18 protein-coding genes are annotated in these 18,630 nt (G+C 65.3%); 8 read left to right on the top strand and 10 right to left on the bottom strand.

The features are described 5' to 3' along the window. Positions 1-27: 27 nt before the first annotated feature. Positions 28-1,242, top strand: a complete 1,215-nt coding sequence (locus G6N68_RS05685; RefSeq protein ID WP_163708982.1) for a cytochrome P450 — start codon at positions 28-30, stop codon at positions 1,240-1,242. 16 nt (positions 1,243-1,258) lie between these two features. Here G6N68_RS05685 and G6N68_RS05680 read toward each other — a convergent pair whose 3' ends face one another. Genes G6N68_RS05680 through G6N68_RS05650 form a run of 7 tightly spaced genes read right to left on the bottom strand, consistent with a single transcriptional unit; the run spans position 1,259 to position 8,768 of the window. Next, the gene (locus tag G6N68_RS05680; protein WP_163708979.1) at positions 1,259-2,377 is read right to left on the bottom strand and encodes a thiolase family protein; all 1,119 of its coding nucleotides are present in this window, start codon (positions 2,375-2,377) and stop codon (positions 1,259-1,261) included. Further along, the gene (locus G6N68_RS05675) at positions 2,374-2,616 is read right to left on the bottom strand and encodes a hypothetical protein (protein WP_240355388.1); all 243 of its coding nucleotides are present in this window, start codon (positions 2,614-2,616) and stop codon (positions 2,374-2,376) included. The genes G6N68_RS05680 and G6N68_RS05675 overlap by 4 nt, the downstream gene beginning before the upstream one ends. Continuing rightward, entirely contained in the window at positions 2,606-4,729 is a 2,124-nt protein-coding gene (locus G6N68_RS05670; protein ID WP_240355387.1) for a CoA transferase, read from the bottom strand. Before G6N68_RS05670 ends, G6N68_RS05675 begins: the two co-directional genes overlap by 11 nt. After that, positions 4,726-5,808, bottom strand: coding sequence for an acyl-CoA dehydrogenase family protein (locus G6N68_RS05665; protein WP_163708976.1), 1,083 nt, complete (start codon positions 5,806-5,808; stop codon positions 4,726-4,728). Before G6N68_RS05665 ends, G6N68_RS05670 begins: the two co-directional genes overlap by 4 nt. Further along, positions 5,798-6,988 (bottom strand): acyl-CoA dehydrogenase family protein, encoded by a 1,191-nt coding sequence (locus tag G6N68_RS05660; RefSeq protein WP_163708972.1) that lies wholly within the window; start codon positions 6,986-6,988, stop codon positions 5,798-5,800. The genes G6N68_RS05665 and G6N68_RS05660 overlap by 11 nt, the downstream gene beginning before the upstream one ends. Continuing rightward, a complete protein-coding gene (locus G6N68_RS05655; RefSeq protein WP_163708970.1) occupies positions 6,985-8,295 on the bottom strand; it encodes an amidohydrolase family protein in 1,311 nt (436 codons plus the stop codon). The genes G6N68_RS05660 and G6N68_RS05655 overlap by 4 nt, the downstream gene beginning before the upstream one ends. 44 nt (positions 8,296-8,339) lie before the next feature. Beyond that, the gene (locus G6N68_RS05650) at positions 8,340-8,768 is read right to left on the bottom strand and encodes an SRPBCC family protein (RefSeq protein WP_163708967.1); all 429 of its coding nucleotides are present in this window, start codon (positions 8,766-8,768) and stop codon (positions 8,340-8,342) included. A 75-nt stretch (positions 8,769-8,843) separates the two neighbouring features. Between G6N68_RS05650 and G6N68_RS05645 the strand changes: the two genes are divergently transcribed. The 3 genes from G6N68_RS05645 to G6N68_RS05635 all read left to right on the top strand — a co-directional run bounded on the left by G6N68_RS05645 (position 8,844) and on the right by G6N68_RS05635 (position 12,146). After that, positions 8,844-9,740 carry an enoyl-CoA hydratase/isomerase family protein gene (locus G6N68_RS05645; RefSeq protein WP_163708964.1) on the top strand — a complete coding sequence of 299 codons (897 nt, stop codon included), beginning with the start codon at positions 8,844-8,846 and terminating at the stop codon, positions 9,738-9,740. An 85-nt stretch (positions 9,741-9,825) separates the two neighbouring features. Continuing rightward, a complete protein-coding gene (locus tag G6N68_RS05640; RefSeq protein ID WP_163708960.1) occupies positions 9,826-10,731 on the top strand; it encodes an SDR family NAD(P)-dependent oxidoreductase in 906 nt (301 codons plus the stop codon). Positions 10,732-10,748: 17 nt separating this feature from the next. Next, a complete protein-coding gene (locus G6N68_RS05635) occupies positions 10,749-12,146 on the top strand; it encodes an aromatic ring-hydroxylating oxygenase subunit alpha (protein ID WP_163708957.1) in 1,398 nt (465 codons plus the stop codon). 2 nt (positions 12,147-12,148) lie between these two features. Here G6N68_RS05635 and G6N68_RS05630 read toward each other — a convergent pair whose 3' ends face one another. Further along, positions 12,149-12,496, bottom strand: a complete 348-nt coding sequence (locus G6N68_RS05630) for a hypothetical protein (RefSeq protein ID WP_163708954.1) — start codon at positions 12,494-12,496, stop codon at positions 12,149-12,151. Positions 12,497-12,518: 22 nt separating this feature from the next. Here G6N68_RS05630 and hisN point away from each other — a divergent pair, with 22 nt between their 5' ends. The 3 genes from hisN (at position 12,519) to G6N68_RS05615 (ending at position 16,037) form a co-directional block, all read left to right on the top strand. Next, the gene (hisN, locus tag G6N68_RS05625; protein WP_163708952.1) at positions 12,519-13,304 is read left to right on the top strand and encodes a histidinol-phosphatase; all 786 of its coding nucleotides are present in this window, start codon (positions 12,519-12,521) and stop codon (positions 13,302-13,304) included. 76 nt (positions 13,305-13,380) lie between these two features. Continuing rightward, positions 13,381-14,787: an acyl-CoA dehydrogenase family protein gene (locus G6N68_RS05620; RefSeq protein ID WP_163708949.1), complete on the top strand. Its 1,407-nt coding sequence runs from the start codon at positions 13,381-13,383 to the stop codon at positions 14,785-14,787. 44 nt (positions 14,788-14,831) lie between these two features. Then, the gene (locus G6N68_RS05615) at positions 14,832-16,037 is read left to right on the top strand and encodes an acyl-CoA dehydrogenase family protein (protein ID WP_163708946.1); all 1,206 of its coding nucleotides are present in this window, start codon (positions 14,832-14,834) and stop codon (positions 16,035-16,037) included. A gap of 75 nt (positions 16,038-16,112) precedes the next feature. Here G6N68_RS05615 and G6N68_RS05610 read toward each other — a convergent pair whose 3' ends face one another. Both G6N68_RS05610 and G6N68_RS05605 read right to left on the bottom strand, forming a co-directional pair. Continuing rightward, complete coding sequence (locus G6N68_RS05610; RefSeq protein WP_163708942.1) at positions 16,113-16,658, bottom strand: GNAT family N-acetyltransferase; 546 nt, start codon at positions 16,656-16,658, stop codon at positions 16,113-16,115. Continuing rightward, on the bottom strand, positions 16,658-17,518 hold the full coding sequence (locus G6N68_RS05605) for an oxidoreductase (protein WP_163708939.1): 861 nt from the start codon (positions 17,516-17,518) through the stop codon (positions 16,658-16,660). Before G6N68_RS05605 ends, G6N68_RS05610 begins: the two co-directional genes overlap by 1 nt. Positions 17,519-17,585: 67 nt before the next feature. Here G6N68_RS05605 and G6N68_RS05600 point away from each other — a divergent pair, with 67 nt between their 5' ends. Next, entirely contained in the window at positions 17,586-18,557 is a 972-nt protein-coding gene (locus G6N68_RS05600) for an NADPH:quinone oxidoreductase family protein (protein WP_163708936.1), read from the top strand. The last annotated feature ends 73 nt before the right edge of the window (positions 18,558-18,630 follow it).

Here is an 18,630-nt window from a genome sequence, read left to right as displayed (position 1 = left end):
ACTAGGGCCGGGGCCAAGGAGGATTCCGTGACGCGGACTCTGGACATCGACCTCACAAACCCGCAGCTCTATGAGAATGGGTTCCCGCACGAAGTGTTCACCGAGCTGCGTCGCCGCGGGCCGGTGCACCTTCATCCCGCGATCGAGGGTCGCCCGGACATACCCTCGATTCCGTTCTGGTCAATCGTCACGCACCCCGAGATCCAACAGGCCAACCGCGACTGGAAGACCTTCGCCGCGCAGGACGGTCCTTTGCTCGGACCTGATCCATTGATGAGTGCCGGGCGCACGTTGCTGACGTTGGACCCACCCGAACAAACCGAGATGCGCCGGATCATTTCCTCGGAGTTCACTCCGCGCATGGTCAATACCCTCGAGCAGCGCCTAGCTGACCGCACCGCACGCATCCTCGAGGCCGCGGCGGCAAGCGGTACGTGTGACTTCGTCCGGGACGTCGCCTATCAGGTGCCGATGCACGTGATCGCCGACATCATCGGCATCCCCGAGGACACCCGCTCGTGGGTGTTCGAACGCACTGATCAACTGCTGAAAGCGGGCGATCCGTACCGGCCCGGCTTTTCCCCGGAAACCCGGCTCGGGTTGCAGGCCGAACTGTTCGAGTACGCGCAACGCATCACCGCTGAGAAGCGGGCGAATCCGGCCGACGACGTATGGACCAAGCTTGCGGAGCGGCTCGACGGGTTCGAACTGGAAATGTTCTTCCTCATCCTGTCCCTCGCCGGCAGCGAAACGACCCGCAACGCCCTCTCGATGGGTTTGGTCGCACTCTTGGAGAACCCGGACCAGTTGGCCGAGTTGCGTTCGAACCGAGGTATTTCGGCAACTGTTGTGGACGAGGTCTTGCGCTGGTCCAGTCCGGTGTTGTTCTTCGGACGCACTGCCACCAAAGACGTGACCATCGGGGATCAGGATGTGCAGGCAGGCGATCGTGTGGTGTTCTGGTACCCGTCCGGAAACCGCGACGAGAATGTCTTTGCCGACCCTTTTCGATTCGACATCAACCGATCGCCCAATCCGCACATGGCCTTCGGGGGCGGAGGTGCGCACTACTGCCTGGGCGCCAATCTCGCCCAGAAGGAGATCAAAGTGGTGTACGAGTCGATCGCGGCCGGTTACGACGTCGAGGCGGCGGGACCTGCGGTGTGGACAGGCGCCGGGCCAGTGCACAACGTTGGCATTGGGATCGAGTCATTTCCGGTGCGCATCAACGCACTCAGCTGACGCCGCTTTCAGCGGATTACCGTTCCAACAAGGCAACCACACAGGACCCCCCGCCGCCCATGGCCTGCGCCAGCCCGATGCGGGGATCCGCAACCTGGCGCGAATCAGCCTCTCCCCGAAGCTGACTGACGACTTCGGCCACCTGGGCAAGACCGGTGGCACCGAATGCATGACCACGGGCCAGGCACCCGCCGTCGGTGTTGGTAGGTAGCCGCCCACCGCTGGCAAGCCCACCGGAGACCGCCAGTTCGGCGGCCCCCTTGCCGTCGGCGAGACCCAGCGCGATCAGGGCGGTGATCTCCTCGCTGGCGCACATGTCGTGCAGCGAGACGATACCGATATCGGCGGGCGCCCTCCCGGCTGCGGCGAAGGCCCGGTTGGCGGCGAGAGCTATTTGCGATGGCGGACCGACGCACGGACCGGACACCGGCCACTGCGGGTCCAGCGGCCAACTGGTCTGTTCTACGGCGGCGACCGAAACCGATCGCGGGAAGGTGTTGGCGGTCACCACAATCGCCGCCCCGCCGTCGGCCGAGGCATGACACATCATCTTCGTCAGCGGCTCGGCGACCATGCGGGCCGACATGACTTGCTCGATGGTCACTTCGGCGTCGCTTCGTCGCGCGGCCAATGGATTGAGCCGAGCTTGGTTGTACGCCTTGGCCGCCACCGCGGCGATGACCTCCGGCTTCGAGTTCGTCTCGTACAGCCAGCGATTCGCCTCGATGGCGTAATGCAGTTGTGGCGGAAAGCGATCCCAGAATTCGACGGCGGCCGGCACGACGCCGCCGGGTTCCAGCGCGGTGGTCTTCTCGTATCCGATCGCCAGGGCGGTGTCGCACCGGCCGGACGCCACCGCCCACACCGCGTGGCGCAACGCGACCATGCCGCCCGCAGAGGCACTCTCGGTCGCGGTCACCGGGATGCCGGTGCGGCCCAACCGATGGGCCACTTTCAGGGCGGTCTGCGGCGGAGCCATTGAGGACGAGGTGAACACCTCACCCACGGCGTCATAGCCCAGCCCGGCGTCGGCGAGAGCCAGCTCCGCGGCCTCCACGCCAAGGTCGGCCAACGGGGTGCCGCTACGCTTGCCGAACGGCGTCACCCCGATCCCGGCGATGTGCGTGCCCGTCATGCCGGCTCCGCGTGGAAGAGGAGAACTGTTTTGTCCGACAGGGACGTTCGGATGATGCGGCCCGTGGTGCCGGGCGCCGGACGGGGCCCGGAAACCAACACTTGCAGCCGCCCGCCGTCCGTGTCGACCCATGCCACGCTGTAGCCGTTCTCGCCGTAGCCGGGAATCGGCGACTTCGCCGGCACGAATGTCGCCGACCACACGGTCGCCGTCAAACCGTCGGATACGTCAACGGGCACTTGTCATCCTTTCCTGGTGAAGGTTCGTGCTTCCCAGCGCCGGTGGGGGCGCGAGTGGCACGGGGCCGCGGCCCACGAACCGCCACGGCAGGCCGACCAACCGGGCGGTACCGATTTCGGGGTCTGGGTGGGCGATTTCGGGAAAGAATCCGCGTGCCGCCAGATGAGGATCGGCGACCAGGTCTTCGGCCCGCAACACTGGCACGGCGCGGATGCCCTCCGTCGCCAATCGCGCACTCGCTTCGTGAGCCGACATCGTGGCAATCACAGACGTCAAATGGCTTTGCGTCGCAGCATGATCCGCCGCATGTGTCAGGTCTTCCGACCCGCTGAGTTCGACAGCGACCCAACGCCCGTCGACGGCTCGGTAGATTCCCCGGTGTGGTGGGTTCGCATTGTCGACAACGGATTGTTCGGTAGCCGAGGCCGCACTGACGAACTCCGCTACGGTGGATGCGACGACCTCCGCCATCGACAGATCGATCACCGCGCCGGTGTTACGGCCCGGACCCAAGGCCCAGGCAGCGATCACGGTGGCCGCCACCACGGATGACAGCGGATCGGCGATGACGGTGCCCAGTTTCGCCGGGGTGCCGTCGGCGCCCAAGGTCAATCCCGCCAGTCCGCCGTACGCCTGAACGTTGTTGGCGTACACCCGATACCCGGCCATCGGTCCCGTCGAACCAAAGCCGGAGACCCGCATCACCAACTTGCCCGAGTCCGCGAGTGCCGCGGGGTTCACGTCCAACCGGGTCAGGCGAGAGGTTCCGACGTTCTCGATGAGTACGTCGGCATCTTTCAGCGCTGCGGCGACATCCTGGGTGGCCCGACTCGGCTCGATCAACCTGCTCTGTTTGGAGTGGTTGGAAACCGCGAAGTAGGCGCCGCGCTCGATTCCCGGTTTCCCGTGGGCGAAGGGGCCGGTACGGCGGTAGATGTCGAGACGGTCGGGATCTTCCAGGCGCACCACCGGCGCCCCCATTGCACCGAGGAGTGCCCCGACGATGGGCCCGGCCAGCACGTGGGTCAGCTCGACGATCCGCACGTCGCTGAGCCGGGACGTTCGGTCGTCGACACCGGGACGGCCGATTTGCGTCAGCCACGGTGCCTCGAGGACGGACAAGGGAACATCGCCGAGCCGAGTCGCCGAAACCGCAGCGCGGAAGGCGAATTGGGGTGATGTCAGAATCTCCTCGGGTGTGTTCACCGGGGTCGACGGCACGCCATGAGCCTGCAGCAGGGCGGCGCATCCCTCTTTGGCCTGAGTTGCCGCCCAGGCGGCGACGTGTTGGTTGATCAGGCCCGCGTGTTCGATACGGGCGGATCGCTCGTCAAGACCTGCTGCCCACGCAGGATGATTCAGGGCGCCAAGCAGCCCTTTCCACTGGTGGTTCTCCACCGCGGTGATCCGCACGAGGCCGTCGCGGCACTCGAACAGACCGGACGGTGCCAGGTAACGACCGCTGCCCGCCCGCCCGGGGCATGAGTAAAGCACGTGGGCGCACTCCGGCAGAGCTGCGGTGAACACCACGGCTTCCTGCACCGACACGTCCACCAGGACCGATCCCTTGGTGCTGTTGCGTTGATCGAGACCGTGCAGTGCCGCCAGCGCGGTCACCGCACCCGCGGCCTTGGACGCGACGTAGCCGGGTGCGGGCACGGGCGTGCCGTCAGACCCTTCGATGGTGGCGAGCATCCCGCCGGCGGCCTGGGCCACCAACTCGCCGCCCGACTCGGCGCACCGTGGTCCATCGAGACCGAACGGACTTACCACGACCACCACGGCGTTGTGGGCTTCCGGTGGTCGCACGACGGTGCCGCGGTCGACGATCACGATGTCATACATGTCATCGTTACTCGCCAAAGCGTCTGCATCCGTTGGCGGTCCGAGGATGCGTTTGGATTGGTCGAGCGTCAGGTCGACGGCCGCAACCGGCCCGGTCTTGGTGCTGATGATCGGCCCGACGCGGCTGGGTGTGTCGTGGTGAGACGCCTTGGCGACCTCGGCGCCCAGGCTGGCCAACAGCGCCGCCGCCGTGGATCCGGCGATCCCGTCACCGATTTCGAGGACCTTGATTCCCGTCAGAAAGGAGTCCCGAGCGCGGGTGTTCATCCACGCTCCCCGTTCTGGGCGACGGGATGGCGGCCACTGAGCCAGCGCGTCACGGCGTCCCGGTGCTGGGCTCGGGCACCGAGCGCGGTCACGGCACTCGCCGCACGGCGAAGGTGAACGTGAGCTTCGTGCTCCCACGTATAGGCAATGCCGCCGAATACCTGGGTGGCGCCTTCGGGTACCGCGCGCAGCGCATCGATGCCCCAAAATGCGCCAAGCGATGTCAGCGCCGGTGCATCGGGATGCCGTTGCTCGCACGCGTCCGCGGCGCGGTTGACCAGAGCCCGTCCGATCTCGATTGCGCACCGCTGGTCGACAAGGCGATGCTTGATGGCTTGATACGTGCCGATCGGATGACCGAATGCGATGCGCTGTTTGGCGTATTCGGTTGCGGCGTCGTTGGCCGCCGACGCGATGCCGACGAGTTCGGCCAGCTGCGCGACCTGCGCGCGCAGGATCGCGTCGCGATGACGTCGACCGGCGCCTTGGCCCTCATCGATGGCACGAATTGGCGCGTCCTGCAACTCGATTCGTGCAGCCGGATTATGATCCAATGGCGTCACCGGTTGGCGAACCACGCCGGCGGCGGTCGGATCGACCACCCCCAGAATGGTTTGATCGCCCGCGCCCGCGCAGACCAACAACCTGGTCGCGACCGCAGCGAACGGCACCAATGGCCATACTCCCGAGACGCGGTCGCCGGTGCGCTCACCGCATCCGGGCAGCAGCAGGCTGATTCCGTCGCCGCTCCGGTCCTCACACCAGTTCGCCGCGGCCGTTGCGGGCAACGGGACCGGGGCCGCCACGGTGCCGGCTAGTTCGGCGAGCACACATAGTTCGCGAAGACCCCCTCCTCCCCCGCCGTTCGCTTCGCTCACCAGGACATCGGGCCAGCCCAACCCGGTTATGGTTTGCCACAGCCCGGCATCGAAAGCCGGACTCGGTCCGTCGAGCAAGCTGCGGAAAGCGGCCGGTGACCACGCCCGCCGTAGGATGTCGCCGGCCGACTGCCGTAGTTCGGACAGTTCTGCTGCGGTGTCCGCGATCTCAGTCAGTAGACGGGTGTCGTTACGGGTCACGAGGCAGCCCCAGCAACTTCTCGGCGATCACATTCCGCTGGATCTCCGATGTGCCCGCCCCAAAGGTCGCGGCCCGCATCAGCAGATAGCTCTGCGCGACATTGCCGTTCTTGGCCGCGCCCAGTGAGCCGCGCTCCAGCGTTCCGGCGGGTCCGGCGAGGTCCAACCCGAAATTGGCCATCGCCTGGTCGACCTCGGACGTCAGCAGCTTGGCAACCGACGCCTCCGGTCCGGGGCTGACGCCACGAACCCCGGCGGCGGTCGCTTGCGCCGCGATCTGCCGCAGCGCCTCGACCTGTGCCGCGAACCCGACGACCCGATCCGCGACGTAGCTGTCGCCAAAGCCGTTGGTTGTCAGCGCATTAGGTTCCTGAGCCAGGCGGGCCAGAATCGCGAGTCGCCGCTCGATGCGGTGGGTGCGACTCTGGCCGACGCGCTCATAACCCAGAGTGGACTTCGCGACGGTCCAACCGCCGTGCAGCGGTCCGAGCACATGCGTGAGCGGCACCCGCACCGCATCGAAGAACACCTCGTTGAATTCGGCGGCACCGGTTATCTGGCGGATGGGGCGCACCTCGATCCCAGGTGTCCGAAGTGGCACCAGTACATAGCTGATCCCGGCGTGTTTGTCCGCAGCCGGGTCGGTGCGGGCCAGAATGTAGATCCAGTCCGCGTACTGGGCTTTCGAGGTCCAAATCTTCTGACCGGTGATCACCAGGTCGTCGCCGTCGATTTCGGCCCGTGTTTTCAGCGCGGCCAGGTCGCTGCCCGCCTCGGGTTCGCTGAACCCCTGGCACCACACCTCTTCTCCGGACAGGATTTTCGGCAGATAGCGGGCACGCTGCTCATCGGTGCCCCACTGGATGATGGTGGGTCCCAGTTGGTTGATGGCACTGCGGTTGATGGGCTCGGGAGCCCGCGCAGCGGCCATCTCGGCGTTGAAGATCAACTGCTGCAGCGGCGTTGCCGCGCGGCCGCCGAATTGCACGGGCCACGAGATGGCGGCCAGACCCGCGTTGTGTAGTTGTCCCTGCCACCATCGCATCCGTGCGAGGCGGCTCTCGTCGTCGCGGCGATCGCCCACGCCGGCAGCCAGTGTTGCGGCCAGGAAGGCGCGGACCTCGTCGCGGAACTCGCGGTCGGCGTCGCCGAGGACGGCATCGTAATCGGGTTCGGTCACGCCCCACCACGAAGTATCGAGGCCATCCGCACCTTCATGTCCCCGTAGGTGATCGCGGCGGCACCCGCTTTCGGCGCGCGTCCCGCAGCTACTTTCGGTGCGGACAGATCCAGGCCAGTATTCTTCTCCCGCAACGCCGAAACGGTGCAGTTCTGCCTGCCGAGGCGCTCTACCCCGGTGTAGCCGAACTCGCGCGCGGCGTTCTTCCACGTGATGGCTTCGACCTCGTCGAAGGTGCAGCCCTCCAGTTGGGCGGCGAGTTGTTCGGGCGCATCGGGCCAGCTGCTGTCGGAGTGCGGATAGTCCATTTCCCAGCAGATGGTTTCTATCCCGATCCGTTCGCGCATCTCGATGCCAACCCGGTCACGAATGAAACACGACATGAAGTTGCGGCGGAACACGTCGGTGGGGCTCAATCCGTCTCCGAGATCGTCACCGGTCCAGGCGCGCTGCCGGGAGTAGATGTCCTCAAATCGTTCCAGCAGGAAGGGAATCCAGCCGATGCCTCCCTCCGAGAGGGAGAACTTGATCGTCGGGAACTTTGTGAGTACCGGGGAGAACAGCAGATCGGCGGTGAACCGCTGGGTGTCGATCGGCATCATCGAGTTGTAAGCGAGGTAGGTGGTCTGGTCGGACGGCACGGGCAACCCACCGCCGGTGCCGATGTGGATGTTCACCACCGTGTTCTCTTCGCACAGCGCCTCCCACAACGGATCCCAGTGCGGGTCCTGCCAGGGCGGCTGGCCGTAATTGGCGATGTGCTGCGGCGCCGTCACCGCACGGCAACCCAATCCGGCCAGGCGGTGGACCTCGGCGGCGGCGAGCGCCGGATCCCACAGCGGCAGAATGCCCATTGGGATGAATCGATCCGGATGACGGCCACACCAGTCCTCAATGTGCCAGTCGTTGTAGGCGCGCACCATCACCGCCGAGACTTCACGGTCGCCCCGGTAGGTGAACAGCGCTCCCGAGATGGTCGGAAACGACGGAAAGCACAGCGACGCCAGCACACCGGCAGCGTTCATGTCGGCGACCCGTGCGTCGACGTCATAGCATCCTGACCGCATATCGGTGAAACGCGACGGCTCGAAGCCCCACTCGTCGTTGGGCCGTCCCGCGACTGCATTGAGTCCGATATTGGGTAGCTTCAGGTCGTCGTAAACCCAATAGCACACGCCATCTTCGTCCTCGATAATCCGCGGGGCATCGTCGGCGTAGCGGCTTGGCACTCGCCCCGCGAACATGTCGGGTGGCTCGATGGTGTGGTCGTCCACGCTGATCAGCACCAAATCGAGAGGATCAATCACCCGTACATCTTAAACTTCTAGACAGATTCTGTCTAAGTGTTCAGTCATGTCGCGTGCGCGTTGGCGTAGTCCGCGATCCAGTCGGCCATGAGCCCGTAAATCGCCTCGATCGCGTCGCGCGCGGCTGTATCGTCGCCGGTCGGTTCGTAGTCAACCTCCCAGACGACGGTCGATTCTCCCGCGTCATCCGAGGCGTCGGAGACGCGAGCCACAGCCACGAAGCGGCTGACCGGCATTGGATTGTTGGTGATCTCGTAGGACAGGGCGCGTTCTTCCGGCTTGATCCAGATAAGCGTCTCGGTCACCGGGTTCCCACCGCTGGTGCCGATGAGCCGCCGCATGCCGGGGCCGTCGCCCTCGACCCCAACGTCGCTGACCCCCGGGATCCAGTCGACGTTGCCGAAATCGGCAAGGGTCGCCCACACCGCTTCCGGTGGCGCGGCAAGGCGCTTGCTGACAGTAATCGTTGGCATTCGCCGACCGTATCACCGCGATGTAACAATTAGTCGACTAATGTACTTGTGTATCGCTGGCTGGAAGAGGGTGAGATGAGCAACGACGCCCCCGACGGAGACGAGTTCAAGGTCGAAGAAGACTGGGTCCGCTACGAAGTCGTCGAGCCGCACATCGCCCACATCACCATCAACCGCCCGGAGCGGCGCAACGCCATCCTCTCTCCTGACATGCACAACTTGTTCAAGGAACGACTGAATCGCGCCGAGGACGACGATGATGTCAAGGTGGTGGTCCTGCTCGCCGAGGGCAAGGATTTCTGCAGCGGCGACGATGTCCGCCGGTTACCAGTCGAAGCTGCCGGGCTGCGCAAAGGACAGCGGTTGCCGCAGACCGCACGACTGGGCAACGCGCGCCGACTGCACCGCCACCTGACGAACTGGCTGGAGTTCCCCAAGACCGTGATCGCCGCTTGCCAGGGCGCCACGTTGGGGGCCGGCATGAATCTCGCACTGGCCGCCGACATCCTGGTGGTGGCCGAGGACATGTACCTCGCCCGGCCGCAGGCGCGCATCGGGTTCGCGGGATTCTCCACGGCCATGCCGCTGGCGTTGCTCAAGCTGGGCCCGAATCGCGGCTACGAGGCCATGATCACCGGCCGCAAGGTGGCCGCGACCGAGCTGCGCGACTGGGGGGTCGCCGCGTCGGTGGTGCCGACCGAGTCACTGCGCGATGAAGCCATGCGTTACGCCCGCGCTATCGCCCACCACTCCGCGGACGGGTTGATGGTAGGAAAGCACGCGCTGATCGCGTTTTGGCATGCCGTCGGCATGGCGCAGTTTGGCGACTGGGTTCCGATGGGGCACACGGTATTCAGCAACCTGTCCTGGCGTGACGACGAGTTCAACTTCATGAAAGAACGAACCGAGCGGGGTGGTCGCGAAGCGCTGGCGGAGTTGGAGCGCCGCTATTCGGAGTGGGGCTTCGACTAGCTCCCGGACGAACAACTATACAGATACTGTATTTGTGTTCTGTATGCTGAGAACACGGACGTCGTTACGAAGGGCTGGATGAACGATGGGTGTGCTGGACGGACGTACCGCGCTGGTAACCGGCGCCGGGCGGGGAATCGGCGCCGCGGTGGCCGAAGGCCTCGCGGCCGAGGGCGCGACGGTCCTGGTGTCCGACGCCGGCGTCAGCGTCGACGGTACCGGCCACGACGCTGGTCCGGCCGAAAGTGTGGTGGCCGGCATCACGAACCGGGGCGGCAAGGCATTCGCCGACACCACCGACATCACCGACTTCGCCGCATGCGCGGAACTCATCGACCGCGCGGCCGAAACACTCGGCGGCTTGGACGTCGTGGTGAATGCGGCCGGAATCCTGCGCGACGGAATGGTATTCAAGATGAGCGAGCAGGATTGGGATGCGGTGGTCTCGGTGCACCTCAAGGGCACGTTCAACGTCACGCGCCATGCCGCGGCCTGGTGGCGCGAAAACCGGGGCGGACAGTACCGACTGATCACCTTCACGTCGATGTCGGGGCTGCAGGGCGCGCCGAGCCAGCCCAACTACGCGGCGGCCAAAATGGGCATCGTCGGCCTGACCTTCTCGTGCGCCAACGCGCTGCGAAACTACGGGGTCAGGAGCAACGCGATCGCACCGATCGCCGGAACCCGCATGACCCAGGGCATCAAGGGCGGCGGCAGCATGGACTACTCGGACAGCAATGTTCGGCTGTCCCCCAAGAACTGTGTGCCTCCCGTGGTGTATCTGGCCAGCGTGCAGTCGGATTGGCTCAATCGCCGCGTGATCTTCGCGGGCAACGGCCGGATTAGTCTGATGTCGAACCCCGTCATAGAGCGCGAGATCGTGTCGGCGTCGGGGACCTGGGATATTCCCACGGCCTTCGCCGAGATCGAGACGTCGTTCAAGGAAGCGGTCCTGTATCCCAACATCTTCGATAAACCACCCGCCAGCTAGTAGACGGAGAGGGTGACATGACCGAGGTTGCGACTGTGCAGGTACCCGAAAAGTACGCCTGCGGTGAAACTTTCGTGCCGAAAAGCCGGTACATCGACCCCGAATATCTCCAACTCGAACTCGACCGGTTGTTCACTCAGGTTTGGCAGCCCGCATGTCGCGAGGAGGAGATCCCCGACCCCGGTTGCTATTACGAATATGCGATCGGCCGCCAGTCGATCATGGTCGTACGGCAGAAGGACGGCGGCATCAAGGCGTTTCACAACACCTGCGCCCACCGTGGCATGAAGATCGTCCTGGGCAACGGTTGCACACCGGATCACGAATTCCGGTGTGGTTTCCACGGTTGGCGCTACGGGCTTGACGGCCGGTCGTCCTTTGTTCCGTGCCGCGACGAGTTCGCCTCCCGGCCACGCGAAGAGTGGGACCTGCGCCCGGTCAGCGTCGGAACATGGGGTGGGTGGGTCTTCGTAAGCATGGCCGCGGACCCACCGGACCTGCTTGAGTGGTTGGACCCCTTGCCCACGGCGCTAGCGCCATTTCGTTTGCACGACATGCGGTACCGCTGGCGCAAGCGCACCTTCCTGCCCGCGAATTGGAAGACCGTCATCGACGCCTTCATCGAGGGCTACCACACCCCCGGTACCCACCCGCAGACGATGCGTTCCGCGGAGGGCCCGCGGCCGTCGACCGCCCCCGCCACACCCCAGGAGTACGTCTACGCTCCGTACACACCGACCATCGCGTACCAGAATCATTCCCGGTTCGTCTACACACAGCGCCCCGAACACGCCAGCCGCGACAGTGGACGTCAGGAACTTTCCTCTCGCCCCGAGGTTTTTGCGAATTCGATGCAGTACCAATACCTCGAAGTCGGCTCCCTGGTCACCGAACGTGACTACCGCGCCGCCCAACAGTTGGCCACGGAGGAGCCCAGTGAAGTCCCGCCCTTCGTGCGCTACCACCAGCTATGCGAGGAGCTCGCACACGCCGAGGGCGTCGACTTCCCGAAGATGACGATGGAGCAGTACTTCGCCGGAAACGGCGACTGGCATGTGTTTCCCACCATGGTCATCCTCGTGGAAAAGTCGTGTCTCCTCGGCTACCGCATGCTGCCGGATGCCGACGATCCGAACCGCTGCACGTTCGAAATGTTTTCGTTGGAGCATTTCGCGCCCGGGGATGTTCCCCAGACACAATGGCAAGTTTTCGAGCGGTGGCAAGACCACGACGGATGGGGTGAGCTCCCGTCGCAAGACCTTCGAAACATCGGCGCAATCCACGCCGGCATGCATTCCGCGGGTTTCGACGGACTGTGGCTGAACACCGCGCAGGAGATGTCGATTCGAAACGAACACGCTATCGCCGACAGGTACCTGTTCGGATCGGGCACTCAACCACCCGCGTCCGGGTGAGGTTAGCCCTGAAAGTCGGGGCCTGGCGGCGGCAGTTCCGGCGGGGCGAAGGTCCAGTTGTCCGGATTCTTGGGTGAATACACGACGGGGAACTGCTGTCCGACGACCGGCCACTGCTCGACGTCGACGGCCATCCGCTGATACACGTCGTACTCGTTGACCGTCGGTCCGTTGATGACGCCGGAGATGGTGACGAACTGCTCGCCGGTGGCGTCGGGTCGCGGACTGACCCCGGTGACCAGCAGCGTGCCGCTGGCCATGTCGCCCCGTGGGCCCCGTCCAAAGAACCGCGGCCCGATCAACAGGAACAGGGCCCCTATCAACAGGACCAGCACGAGGAATTCCCACATACCGTCATGGTAGGACTGCTGCATGGATCGCAACGATCTGATTTTCGCGCTGCAGTTGGCAGACCGTGCGGACGCGGTGACGCGCGCCCGGTTCGGTGCGCTGGATCTGCGCGTCGACACCAAGCCTGATCTGACGCCGGTCACCGACGCCGACCGGGCGGTCGAGACCGCAGTGCGCGAGGCGCTTGACCGCGACCGGCCCAACGACAGCGTGTTGGGCGAAGAGTTCGGCGGCACAACAACTTTCAGTGGCCGACAGTGGATTGTCGACCCGATCGACGGCACCAAGAACTTCGTGCGCGGAGTTCCGGTGTGGGCGAGCTTGATCGCGTTGCTCGAAGATGGCGTGCCGATCGTTGGCGTCGTAAGTGCGCCCGCATTGCAACGTCGGTGGTGGGCCGCACGCGGGCAGGGCGCGTTCGCGTCGGTCGACGGTGGCACGCCGCGCCGGTTGAGGGTGTCGGCGGTTGCCGACCTGGGGTCGGCCAGCCTGTCGTTCTCCAGCCTCTCCGGCTGGGCGGAGCTCGGGATACGCGACCGCTTCATCGACCTCACCGATGCGGTGTGGCGGGTGCGCGGCTACGGCGACTTCCTGTCCTATTGCCTGGTGGCCGAGGGGGCCGTCGACATCGCCGCGGAACCCGAGGTCTCGGTGTGGGACCTGGCGGCGCTGGACATCCTGCTGCGCGAGGCGGGCGGACAGTTCACCAGCCTGGATGGCACCCCGGGGCCACATGGCGGCAGTGCCGTCGGGACCAATGGCCTGCTGCACGAGCAGGTGCTGAGCAGCCTGCGCGTTGTGAATTAACTAACACGGCCCTACCTATCTTACTCCGGAGTAAGATAACGTTGATGGCATCGCCCCAACGACAGAGGCTTTTGACATGACCCAGACCCAGCCCAGTGTGAAATCGCCCCGCTCCGGTTCAAAGCGACCCGGACGCGCGAACTCCAATTCCGGCGTCGGATTGCAGCCCCACAAACGCACCGGAATCGACATCGCCATAGCCCTGCTAACCCCGATCGTCGGCCAGGAATTCTTGGACAAGTACCACCTGCGCGACCCGATGAATCGAGCCCTGCGCTACGGCGTGAAGACGATGTTCTCCACCGCGGGCGCCGCCAGCCGTCAGTTCAAACGGGTGCAGAGCGCGGGTAGCGGGCCGACCCGCCTGAAGTCCAGCGGCAAGGACTACTTCGACCTCACCCCCGACGACGACCAGAAGATGATCGTCGAGACCGTCAACGAATTCGCCGAAGAGGTGCTGCGGCCCGCCGCACCAGACGCCGACGACGCCGCCGCCTACCCGGCTGACCTGATCGCCAAGGCGGCCGAACTCGGCATCACCGCGATCAACATTCCCGAAGACTTCGACGGCATCGCCGAGCACCGCTCCAGCGTGACCAACGTGCTTGTGGCCGAGGCCCTGGCCTACGGCGATATGGGCCTGGCGCTTCCGATTCTGGCGCCCGGCGGCGTCGCGGCCGCGCTAACCCACTGGGGCAGCGCCGATCAGCAGGCGACCTACCTGAAAGAGTTTGCCGGCGAGAATGTTCCGCAGGCTTGCGTGGCCATCGCCGAGCCGCAACCGCTGTTCGACCCCACCCGGCTCAAGACCACCGCCGTACGCACCCCGTCCGGCTACCGGCTCGACGGCGTGAAGTCACTGGTCCCCGCCGCGGCCGACGCCGAATTGTTCATCGTCGGTGCGCAGTTGAACGGCAAGCCGGCGTTGTTCATCGTCGAGTCATCCTCGCCGGGCCTGACCGTCAAGCCCGACCCGAGCATGGGCGTGCGCGCCGCAGCGCTGGGCCAGGTTGAGCTGTCCGGGGTTTCGGTGCCGCTCGATGCCCGGCTGGGCGAAGATCAGGCCACCGACAACGACTACTCCGAAGCGATCGCCTTGGCCCGGTTGGGCTGGGCCGCGCTGGCTGTCGGCACCTCGCACGCGGTGCTCGACTACGTCATCCCGTACGTCAAGGAACGCCACGCATTCGGCGAGCCGATCGCCCGACGTCAAGCGGTGGCGTTCATGTGCGCCAACATCGCCATCGAATTGGACGGGTTGCGCCTGATCACCTGGCGTGGCGCGTCGCGCGCCGAGCAGGGCCTGCCGTTCGCCCGCGAGGCCGCCTTGGCCAAACGCCTCGGCGCCGACAAGGGCATGCAGATCGGCCTGGACGGCGTGCAGCTGCTGGGCGGCCACGGCTACACCAAAGAACACCCGGTCGAGCGCTGGTACCGCGACTTGCGAGCCATCGGCGTGGCCGAGGGCGTCGTAGTCATCTGAGCAGTTACCTCAAACCAGACCTCATACGAGCTGAAAGTTTAGTCATGGCAATCAATCTGGAGCTTCCCCGCAAGCTGCAAGCGGTCATCGTCAAGACCCACCAGGGCGCGGCGGAGTTGATGCGCCCGATCGCGCGGAAGTATGACCTGAAGGAACACGCCTACCCGGTCGAACTCGACACCTTGATCAAGCTGTTCGAGGGCGCATCCGAATCGTTCAACTTCGCCGGCGCGGACTCGCTCCGCGACGACGACGAGGGCAAAGACGAGAACCACAACGGCGCCAACATGGCCGCACTGGTGCAAACCATGGAAGCCAGCTGGGGCGACGTCGCGATGATGCTGTCCCTGCCCTACCAGGGCTTGGGCAATGCCGCCATCTCCGCGGTGGCCACCGACGAGCAACTGGAACGGCTCGGAAAGGTTTGGGCCGCAATGGCCATCACCGAGCCGGGCTTCGGGTCCGACTCGGCGGCGGTGACGACGACGGCCACCTTGGACGGCGACGAGTACGTCATCAACGGCGAGAAGATCTTCGTCACGGCCGGCTCGCGCGCCACCCACATCGTCGTGTGGGCCACGCTGGACAAGTCGAAGGGCCGCGCGGCGATCAAGTCCTTCATCGTGCCGCGCGAGCACCCGGGTGTGACCGTCGAACGCCTAGAGCGCAAGCTCGGCATCAAGGGGTCGGACACCGCGGTGATCCGCTTCGACAACGCCCGCATCCCCAAAGAGAACCTGCTGGGCAATCCCGAAATCGAGGAGGGCAAGGGGTTCTCCGGTGTGATGGAGACCTTCGACAACACCCGGCCCATCGTGGCCGCGATGGCTGTCGGGATCGGCCGCGCCGCATTGGAGGAAATTCGCAAGATCCTCACCGAGGCCGGCGTGGACATCGACTACGACCGACCGGCGCATGTCCAAAGCGCCGCCGCGGCGGAGTTCCTGCGGATGGAGGCCGACTGGGAGGCCAGCTACCTGCTGTCACTGCGCGCCGCATGGCAGGCCGACAACGGCATTCCGAACTCCAAAGAGGCGTCGATGAGCAAGGCCAAGGCGGGCCGCATGGCCAGTGACGTCACGCTCAAGTCCGTCGAATTGGCCGGCACCACCGGCTATTCCGAGCAGTCCATGTTGGAGAAGTGGGGCCGCGACTCCAAGATTCTGGACATCTTCGAGGGCACGCAGCAGATTCAGCAGCTGGTGGTCGCCCGCCGCCTGCTCGGCCTCTCGTCGGCCGAACTCAAGTAGCCTCGACGACCCGGCGAGCAGACGCAAACTTGTACGAAATCGCCTAGAATAGTACAAGTTTGCGTCTGCTCGCGGTCAGTCGATGATTGCGGGCGGCGGGTCGATTTCCTCGTCTGGGTCCACCAAGTCCAGCTGCCACCACTGGACGTCGTGCCAAGCACCGAGCTTCCAGCCCACCCGCCGAAGTAGGCCCGCCGGCTGAAACCCGAACGACGCGTGCAGCGCATTGCTGCCATCGTTGGGTTGGGCGATGATGCCGATTGCCCGCCGGAAGCCGCGGCGGGCGAGCCGATTCAGCAGTTCATCGTAGAGCAGGCGGCCACCACCCGAGCGCCGGCGGTCCATCGCCACATAGACGCTCGTTTCCACCGCCCAGCGGTACGCGGCACGCGGATTCAGTTGCTGTGCATAGGCGTAGCCGACGACTTCATCGTCGATCTCTAACACCAGCCATTCGTGAATGACCTGTGCGGCGGCAATCCGTGCCGCCATCTGCTCGAGCGTCGGCACTTCCGTTTCGAAGCTTATCGCGGTGTCCAGCACGTACGGACGGTAAATTTCCACGCACGCCGCAGCGTCGGCGGCGCTGGCCGAACGAACGGCCGAACGTACCACCGGCATTACCCGGCAACCTCATTCAGCTGTTCGCGGGTTTCCTCATCGAGCTCGATGTCGGCGACGGCCATGTTCTCCTCGAGGTGCGGTACGGACGACGTGCCTGGGATCAGCACGACATTGGACGCCACGCCCAACGTCCAGGCCAGCGCGATCTGTGCTGGGGTGCGGCCGAGTTCGGCGGCCACGCGCTGGATCAACTCGTTCCCCAACACCGGGTTAGCCGGCCCCGCAAACGCCGATCCCAGGGGAAAGAATGGCACGAAGGCGATGCCCCGCGAACGGCAGACGTCCAGCACCGGCGTGGAATCCCGGTGTACGAGGTTGAACGCATTTTGCACGCAGGCGATCTCGGTGACTTCCAGGGCATGCAGCAGTTGCGCCGGACTGACGTTGCTGAGGCCGATGTCGCCGATCAGCCCTTCGTCCCGAGCGGCGATCATGACTGCCAATTGGTCGTCGAAGCGCTGGTCGGGTGCATCGCTCTCAAACACTCGCAGGTTGACCGCCGCCAGTTGCTCGACCCCGAGGGTGCGCAAGTTGGCTTCGATGTCGCGGCGCAACTCGGCGGGTTCGTCGATCTCCATCCAGGCTCCGGCCTCGTCGCGCCGGGCGCCCACCTTGCTCACCAGAGCCAAGTCCTCCGGGTAGGGGTACAACGCCTCCCGGATCAACTCGTTGGCAACGTCGGGACCGTAGAACTGGGCGGTGTCGATGTGGGTGACGCCCAGTTCGACCGCCCTGCGCAGCACGGCCAATGCCTCGCCTTTGTCCCGCGGCGGCCCGAACACTCCGGGGCCGGGCAGCTGCATCGCACCGAAGCCGATACGCGAGACGGTGTATCGACCGAGTGGAAATGAATTCATGCCCTGAGGCTAGCGTCGAGCCGACGAGTTCTAGATTGAGGCAGCAGGGATCTACGACGGGAGCAGCATGCGCGCGGTAAGAGTGACTCGACTTGATGGTCCAGACGCCATCGAGGTGGCAGACGTCGACGAACCCACCGGCGACGGTGTCGTGGTCGACGTACACGCGGCCGGGGTGGCATTTCCGGATGCGCTGCTCACCCGTGGCCTCTACCAGTACCGCCCGGACCCGCCCTTCACCCTCGGCGCCGAGATCGCCGGGGTGGTCCGATCGGCGCCGGACGACAGCGGCTTCCGTGCCGGCGACCGGGTGCTGGGCCTGACCATGCTCACCGGCGGCATGGCCGAAGTCGCGATACTGGCGCCCGACCGGGTGTTCAAGCTGCCCGACAACGTCAGCTTCGAGGCCGGCGCCGGGGTGCTGTTCAACGACCTGACCGTGTATTTCGCGCTGACGGTGCGTGGCCGCTTGCAGCAGGGCGAGACGGTGTTGGTGCACGGGGCGGCCGGGGGTATCGGCACGTCGGCGCTGCGACTGGCACCGGCGCTCGGGGCGTCGCGCGTGATCGCGGTGGTCAGCTCCGAGGAAAAGGGACAGATCGCCACAGCGGCCGGCGCCACCGACGTCGTGCTCGCCGACGGGTTCAAGGATGCGGTCAAAGAGCTCACCAGCGGCCGGGGCGTGGACATCGTGGTGGATCCCGTCGGTGGCGACCGGTTCACCGATTCGCTGCGCTCCCTGGCCCCGGCGGGCCGGTTGCTGGTGATCGGCTTCACCGGCGGCGAGATACCCACGGTGAAGGTAAACCGGTTGCTGCTGAACAACATTGACGTTGTCGGTGTGGGCTGGGGAGCCTGGGCCGGCAGGCACCCGGGTGCGCTGCAAGAGCAGTGGGCCGCACTTGAGGAGCTGTTCACCTCCGGGAAGTTGACCCCGCCGGAACCCGAGGTCTTCCCCCTCGATGAGGCGGCGGCAGCGGTGGCTTCGCTGGAGAACCGCACCGCCAAGGGAAAGGTCGTGTTGCGCGTCCGCAATTAATCGCGGACCGCCGGGTTGGCCTTGTTTCCCCGCAAAAGAAAAAGTAATGTCACTTTTAGTTTTGTAGCGGAGA

The sequence above is a fragment of the Mycobacterium bourgelatii genome, assembly GCF_010723575.1.
Lineage (GTDB): Bacteria > Actinomycetota > Actinomycetes > Mycobacteriales > Mycobacteriaceae > Mycobacterium > Mycobacterium bourgelatii.
Note: the sequence above shows the minus strand (reverse complement) of the source record. Positions and strands in the feature narration are given on the sequence as shown.

What these genes read in the sequence shown, in the direction of transcription:
- G6N68_RS05615 (WP_163708946.1), top strand. Translation starts at nt 14,832, where the DNA reads ATGGCAATCAATCTGGAGCTTCCCCGCAAGCTGCAAGCGGTCATCGTC.
- G6N68_RS05620 (WP_163708949.1), top strand. Translation starts at nt 13,381, where the DNA reads ATGACCCAGACCCAGCCCAGTGTGAAATCGCCCCGCTCCGGTTCAAAG.
- hisN (WP_163708952.1), top strand. Translation starts at nt 12,519, where the DNA reads ATGGATCGCAACGATCTGATTTTCGCGCTGCAGTTGGCAGACCGTGCG.
- G6N68_RS05600 (WP_163708936.1), top strand. Translation starts at nt 17,586, where the DNA reads ATGCGCGCGGTAAGAGTGACTCGACTTGATGGTCCAGACGCCATCGAG.
- G6N68_RS05670 (WP_240355387.1), bottom strand. Translation starts at nt 4,729, where the DNA reads ATGAACACCCGCGCTCGGGACTCCTTTCTGACGGGAATCAAGGTCCTC.
- G6N68_RS05635 (WP_163708957.1), top strand. Translation starts at nt 10,749, where the DNA reads ATGACCGAGGTTGCGACTGTGCAGGTACCCGAAAAGTACGCCTGCGGT.
- G6N68_RS05640 (WP_163708960.1), top strand. Translation starts at nt 9,826, where the DNA reads ATGGGTGTGCTGGACGGACGTACCGCGCTGGTAACCGGCGCCGGGCGG.
- G6N68_RS05630 (WP_163708954.1), bottom strand. Translation starts at nt 12,496, where the DNA reads ATGTGGGAATTCCTCGTGCTGGTCCTGTTGATAGGGGCCCTGTTCCTG.
- G6N68_RS05680 (WP_163708979.1), bottom strand. Translation starts at nt 2,377, where the DNA reads ATGACGGGCACGCACATCGCCGGGATCGGGGTGACGCCGTTCGGCAAG.
- G6N68_RS05645 (WP_163708964.1), top strand. Translation starts at nt 8,844, where the DNA reads ATGAGCAACGACGCCCCCGACGGAGACGAGTTCAAGGTCGAAGAAGAC.
- G6N68_RS05650 (WP_163708967.1), bottom strand. Translation starts at nt 8,768, where the DNA reads ATGCCAACGATTACTGTCAGCAAGCGCCTTGCCGCGCCACCGGAAGCG.
- G6N68_RS05610 (WP_163708942.1), bottom strand. Translation starts at nt 16,658, where the DNA reads ATGCCGGTGGTACGTTCGGCCGTTCGTTCGGCCAGCGCCGCCGACGCT.
- G6N68_RS05605 (WP_163708939.1), bottom strand. Translation starts at nt 17,518, where the DNA reads ATGAATTCATTTCCACTCGGTCGATACACCGTCTCGCGTATCGGCTTC.